The sequence below is a fragment of the Micromonospora sp. 4G55 genome (genome assembly GCF_016803375.1).
On sequence record NZ_JAEVHN010000374.1, the window covers coordinates 1 to 6,142 of the forward strand.

Annotated in this window: 2 protein-coding genes and 1 pseudogene; all 3 read right to left on the reverse strand. The window is 74.9% G+C overall.

The features are described from left to right. Positions 1-3,006, reverse strand: a 3,006-nt coding sequence (locus JNW89_RS24755; protein WP_238450701.1) for a type I polyketide synthase, incomplete at its 3' end; no start/stop codon positions are given. Between the two features lie 77 nt (positions 3,007-3,083). Continuing rightward, on the reverse strand, positions 3,084-3,404 hold the full coding sequence (locus JNW89_RS38160; protein WP_238450702.1) for a phosphopantetheine-binding protein: 321 nt from the start codon (positions 3,402-3,404) through the stop codon (positions 3,084-3,086). A gap of 269 nt (positions 3,405-3,673) precedes the next feature. Continuing rightward, a pseudogene (locus tag JNW89_RS39005) lies at positions 3,674-6,091 on the reverse strand (amino acid adenylation domain-containing protein); the annotation flags it as partial. Positions 6,092-6,142: the final 51 nt, after the last annotated feature.

A 6,142-nucleotide genomic window follows, 5' to 3' on the forward strand; every position in this document is an offset into this window, starting at 1 on the left:
TGCGGTGCCGGTCGCCGGCAGCGCCGCCGCGATCCCGGCGACGGTCGACTGGGCGAAGACCGCCTCCAGCGGCAGCGCCACGCCGAGCCGGGCCCGCAGCCGCACGACGAACTGGGTGGCGAGCAGCGAATGCCCGCCCAGCTCGAAGAAGTTGTCGAGCGCCCCGATCGGCCGGATGCCGAGCAGCTCGGTCCAGATCTCCGCCACGCACCGCTGTTCGGGCGTGCTCGGCGCGACGTAGGCCGTGCTGAGGGCGGGCCGGTTGCCGGCGTCGACGGGTGCGGGCGCCGCGGGGTCGGCCGGGGGAGTCGCCACCGGGGCGGGGGCCGGGTCCGCCGCGCCGGTGCGCGGCGCCGCGTCCACCCAGTATCGGTGCTGCTCGAACGGGTAGCCGGGCAGGGCCAGCCGGCGGCGGGGGCCGCCGTGGAACCGCTGCCAGTCGACCGGTACGCCGGACAGCCAGAGCCGGCCGACCGCGTCGAGCATCGTGGTGAGGTCGTCGACGTCGCTGCGCGGGTGCCGCATCGCCGCCACCACCTGACCGGGCCGCAGGCCGGCCAGCCGCACCAGGCCGCCGAGAGCGTGCCCGGGGCCCAGCTCCGCGAGGACCACGTCCTGCTCGGCGAGGAGCGCGGCCGACTCGGCGAACCGCACCGGCTCCCGCATGTGCCGCACCCAGTACCCCGGATCGAGGACCTCGCCGGGGGCGACGGGAGCGCCGGTCAGGTTGCTCAGGTACGGGCGCTCGGGTGCGTGGTGGACGATCCGGCGGGCGTGCTCGGCGAACTCGTCGAGGACCGGATCGAGCAGCGCCGAGTGGTAGCCGCGGCTGACCCGCAGCGGCCGGCAGTCCACCCCGTCGCGGGTCAGCCGCAGCCGCAGCTCCTCGATCGCCTCCGGAGCGCCGGAGAGCACGCACAGCTCGGCGGCGTTGACGGCCGCCAGTGACACACCCTCGCCCAGCAGCCCGGCCACCGCCGTCTCGGGCAGGCTCACCGCGAGCATCGCCCCGGCCGGGGTCCGCTCGACCAGCTCACCGCGGACGGACACCAGGCGCAACGCGTCGGCCAGAGAGAAGACGCCGGCGAGGCACGCGGCGACGTACTCGCCGAGGCTGTGTCCCACCATCAGGTCCGGGGTCACGCCCCGGGCGAGCAGCGACCGGGCGAGGGCGTACTCGGTGACGAAGAGCGCGGGCTGGACCAGCCGGGGCGACGCGAGCAGCCGCTCGGCCCGCTCCTGTCCGTCGGGCGCCGGGCACAGCAGGGTACGCAGGTCCAGCCCCAGGTCGCCGCGGAGCAGCTCGGCGCACTCGTCCACCACGGCCCGGTAGGTCGGCTCCGCGCGATACAGGCCGGCGCCCATCGCCACGTGCTGGGCGCCGTGCCCGGGGAAGGCGAAGACCAGCGGCCGTCGGCCGCCCGGTTCGGTGCCGGTGAACTGCCGCTGCGGCGAGTCGAGGGCGGCCAGCGCGTCGGCGCGGTCCGCCGCGACGAGGAACCGCCGGTGGGTCATCGGCTGCCGCCGGCCCAGGTTGGCCGCGACGTCGGCGAGGTCCACCTCGGGACGCCCGTCGAGCCAGTCGCGGACCTGGCGGGTCTGCCGCTCCAGCGACTCGACGGTACGAGCCGACACGACCAGCAGCTGCGGCCCCGGGGCCGGTTCGGCGGGTGGCGTGGCGGTGGTGGCCGGCGGCTCCTCCAGCACCACGTGGGCGTTGGTGCCGCCGATGCCGAACGAGCTGACCCCCGCCCGGCGAGGGCCGTCGGCGAGCCACGGGCGGGCGGTGTCGTTGAGGTAGAACGGGCTGCCCGCGAAGTCGATCGCCGGATTGGGCCGGCTGACGTTGATCGTCGGCGGCAGCGTACGGCTCCACAGCGCCATGATCGTCTTGATCAGGCCGGCGACCCCGGCCGCGGCGTCGGTGTGCCCGATGTTGGCCTTGACGGAGCCGAGGGCGCAGAAGCCGCTCTCGTCGGTGCCGCGCCGGAACGCCTCCGTCAGCGCGGTCACCTCGATCGGGTCGCCGAGGATGGTGCCCGTCCCGTGGGCCTCCACGTAGCTCACCGAACGGGGCTCGACGCCGGCCGCGGCCAGCGCGCTGCTGATCACCCGGACCTGGCCGTCGACGCCCGGCGCGGTGTAGCCCGTGCGGCGGGCCCCGTCGTTGTTGACGGCCGAACCGCGGATCACGGCGTAGATCGTGTCGCCGTCGGCGACGGCGTCCTCCCACCGTTTGAGCGCGACGATGCCGACCCCGCTGGATTCGATGCTGCCGCGCGCGTCGGCGCTGAACGGGCGGCAGTGCCCGTCGGGGGAGTAGATCCCGCCGTCGTGGTAGAGGTAGCCGCGCCGCTGGGCGGGGAAGACGCTGACCCCGCCGGCCAGGACCAGGTCGGACTCGCCGGTCAGCAGGCTCTGCCGGCCGAGGTGCACGGCCACCAGCGAGGTCGAGCAGGCCGTGGCGACGGTGACGGCGGGGCCGGTCAGGTCGAGCTTGTAGGCGACCCGGCTGAGCAGGAAGTCCTTGTCGTTGCTGATCGACAGCTGGTGCTCGCCGATGGTGCTCGTCAGCTCCGGGTGGCTGCTCAGGTGGTCGAGCAGGTAGGTGCTGCGACCGGAGCCGGCGAACAGGCCGATCCGTCCGGGGTGGCGGGACGGGTCGTAGCCGGCGTGCTCCAGCGCGTGCCAGGCGCACTCGAGCAGCAGCCGGTGCTGCGGGTCGAGGGTCTGCGCCTCGCGGGGCGTGAAGCCGAAGAAGGCCGCGTCGAACTGGTCGATCCCGGGCAGGTAGGTGCCGGCCCGCACGTACGCCGGGTCGTCGAGCCGGGTCGGGTCCGCCCCGTCGGCCAGCATCTCCTCGACGGTGAACTCCCGGACCGACTCCACCCCGGTGCGGATGTTGTGCCAGTACTCGTCGACGGTCCGCGCGCCGGGGAAGCGGCCGGCCATCCCGACGACGGCGATCAGGCCGCTGGGTTGGCCGGTGTCGGCGCTCGCCAGCACGGATGGCCGGGCGGCGCGGGCCGGCGCGGCGTCGGCGGCCGGGGCCGCCGGAGCGGTCGTGCCGGTGGTGGCGGTGGTCAGGAACGCCGCCAGGGATTCGACCGTGGGGTTGCGGAACAGGTCGGTGACCGTGACGACGTCGCCGAGTTCGGCCGCAGCCGGTCGAGGACGGCCAGCAGGCGCATCGAGTGGCCGCCGAGGTCGAAGAAGTTGTCCCGCATCCCGACCCGCTCGACGCCGAGCACGTCGCGCCACACGTCCACGACCAGCCGGTCGAGCCGTGCGGTGTCCCACCGGGCCGGGTCGGTGGGCGGGGCCACCGGCGGTGCGGGTGTCGCGGGCCGCTCGGGTGCGGGTCGCTGCCGCGGCACGTCGCGGGCGCGGTCGGGAGCGGGCACGCGGCGGCGTCCACCTTCCCGTTGCCGGTCAGCGGCAGCGCGTCGAGGAAGACGAACGCGGCGGGAACCAGGTAGGACGGCAGTTCGGCGGCGAGGGCCGTCCGCAGGGTCGCGGCGTCGGTTCCCGCCCCGCCCGCCAGGTACGCGACGAGCTGCGGGTCGTCGGGGTCGTCCCGGCGTAGCTGCACCGTCACGTCGCTGTCCGGCAGCAACCGCCGGACGGCCGCCTCGATCTCGCCGCACTCCACCCGGAAGCCGCGCAGCTTGACCTGGTGGTCGGTGCGGCCCAGGTATTCGAGGTTGCCGTCCGGGCGCAGGCGCACCAGGTCGCCGGTGCGGTACAGCCGCGCGCCGGGGACCGACGAGAACGGGTGCGGGACGAACCGCTCGGCGGTCAGCCTCGGCTGGTGCAGGTACCCGCGCGCCACGCCGGCTCCGCCGACGTACAGCTCGCCGACCACGCCCGCCGGGACCGGGTTCAGCCACCCGTCGAGCACGTACAGCTCGGTGTTGGCGATCGGCCGGCCGATGGGGACCGAGCCGTCGGTCGGCGTGGTCGGATCCACCTCGTACGCGGCGCAGCCGACCACGGTCTCGGTCGGGCCGTACTCGTTGACCAGCGCGGTGCCGGGCGCGTGGGCCCGCCACGGCGCCACCTGGTCGGCGCGCAGGTTCTCGCCGCCGATGACGAAGCACCGGGTGCGGTCGGCCAGCTCGGCGGGGCTGAGTTGACGGTTGACCAGGTCGAGCTGGGCCGGAGTGATCTTGACCAGCCCGAACGCCGTCCGCTGCCGGCGCAGCGCCTCGCCCAGCGCCTCGGGGCCGAGGTGTTCGCCGATCATCAGCACGGTGGCCCCGCTGGTCAGCGGCACCAGCAGACTCGTGACGGTCAGGTCGAACCCGATCGACGAGTGAAGCGGGACGGTGTCCCCGGGCTGCAACCGGTAGGCCTGGGCCGCCCAGCGCAGGTAGTTGCACACGCCGCGGTGGGTGACCATGACGCCCTTGGGGCGGCCCGTGGACCCGGAGGTGTAGATGACGTACGCCAGGTCCTCCGCCGACGGCATCGGCCGTCGGCGCGGCCGTCGCCTCGGCCCGCCGCCCGAGCCGTTGGCGCCCCGACCGGAGTCGGCCGCCGCGACTGGCGTGTCCGGGCCCGGCACCAGCAGCGCCGTGCCGTCGGGCACCAGGTGCGCCATCTCGGCGCAGGTGAGGACCACCGGGGCCGCCGTGTCGTCGATCAGGTACCGCAGTCGGGCGGGCGGGTTGGACGGATCCATCGGTACGTAGGCCGCGCCGGTCTTCAGCACGGCGAGGACCGCCACGGCGAACGGCACCGCGCGCGGCAGGAGCACCCCCACCAGGCCGCCGATGCCGACCCCGCGCTGGCGCAGCGTCTCGGCCAGCGCCTCGGCCCGGATGTGCAGCTCGTGGTAGGTCAGCGCGGTGTCCCCGTCGGTCACCGCCACGCCGGCGGGGGTCCGCCGCGCCTGCTGCTCGATCAGCACGTGGACCAGCTCGTCCGGCTCGGCCGGGGTGACGGTGCGGTTGGCCTCGACGACTAGCTGCCGGTACTCGCCGGGGGTGAGCATCGCGGCGGAGCCGACCGGCCTGCCCGGGTCGGCCAGCAGCGACCGCAGCAGCGTCTGGAAGTGCCCGGCGAGGCGGACCATCGTCTCGTCGTCGAACAGGTCCGTGCGGTACTCCAGCACGGTCCGCAGGCCGTCGGCATTCTCCCGGACCGAGACGGTGAGGTCGAACTTTGCGGTGCCGGCGGGTACCTCCAGCGGGGTGACCGTCAGGCCGTCGAGGGGCGGGGGCGTCGCCTCCCGGCCGTACACGAACATCACCTGGAACAGCGGGCTGAAACCGGGCTGGCGAGCCGGGCGCAGCGACTCGACCAGGGTCTCGAAGGGAAGGTCGGAGTTGCCCAGGGCGTCGAGGACGGCGGTGCGCACCCGTCCGAGCAGCGTCTCGAACGACGGATCGTCGGCCAACCGGGCCCGGATGGCGACGGTGTTCAGCAGCAGCCCGACGAGGTTCCGCGTCTCGGGGCGCTGCCGGTTGGCCACCGGCGTGCCCACCACGATGTCGCGCTGCCCCGTCCAGCGGGCCAGCAGCACGTGGAGCACGGCGAGCAGCACCATGTACGGGGAGACCCGCGTCCGCTGGCAGAGCGCCATCAGCGCGTCCGTGGAGACGTCCAGCGGGATCGACAGGGTGGCCCCGGCACCGGACGGTACGGCGGGCCGAGGCCCGCGGGTGGGCAGTTCGAGGACGGCGGGCGCGTCCGCGAGCTGCGTCCGCCAGTATTCGCGCTGGGCGGCCGCCTCCGCACCGCCGAGCCAGTCGTGCTGCCACGCCGCGTGGGCGCGGTGGTCGACGTCGACCGGGTCGAGGTCCGCCGGCCGGCCCGCGCGGTGTGCGTCGTAGAGCTGTGCCCACTCGTCGTGCAGGATGCCGAGCGACCACTCGTCGACGGCGACGTGGTGCAGCGTCAGCAGGAGCACGTGCTCCTCGGGCGCGCAGCACAGCAGGCCGGCGCGCAGCACCGGGCCGCGTTCCAGGTCCATCGGGGTGTGCGCCTCGGCGTGCATCCGGGCCTGCAACTCCTGGTCGCGTTGCCAGCCGGGCAGCCCGCTGAGGTCGTACACCCGCAGCAGCCCCGGATGCGGCTCGTGGACCATCTGGACCAGGCGCTGGGCGGCACCGTCCGGCGCGGCGGCCCCGCCGGGCGG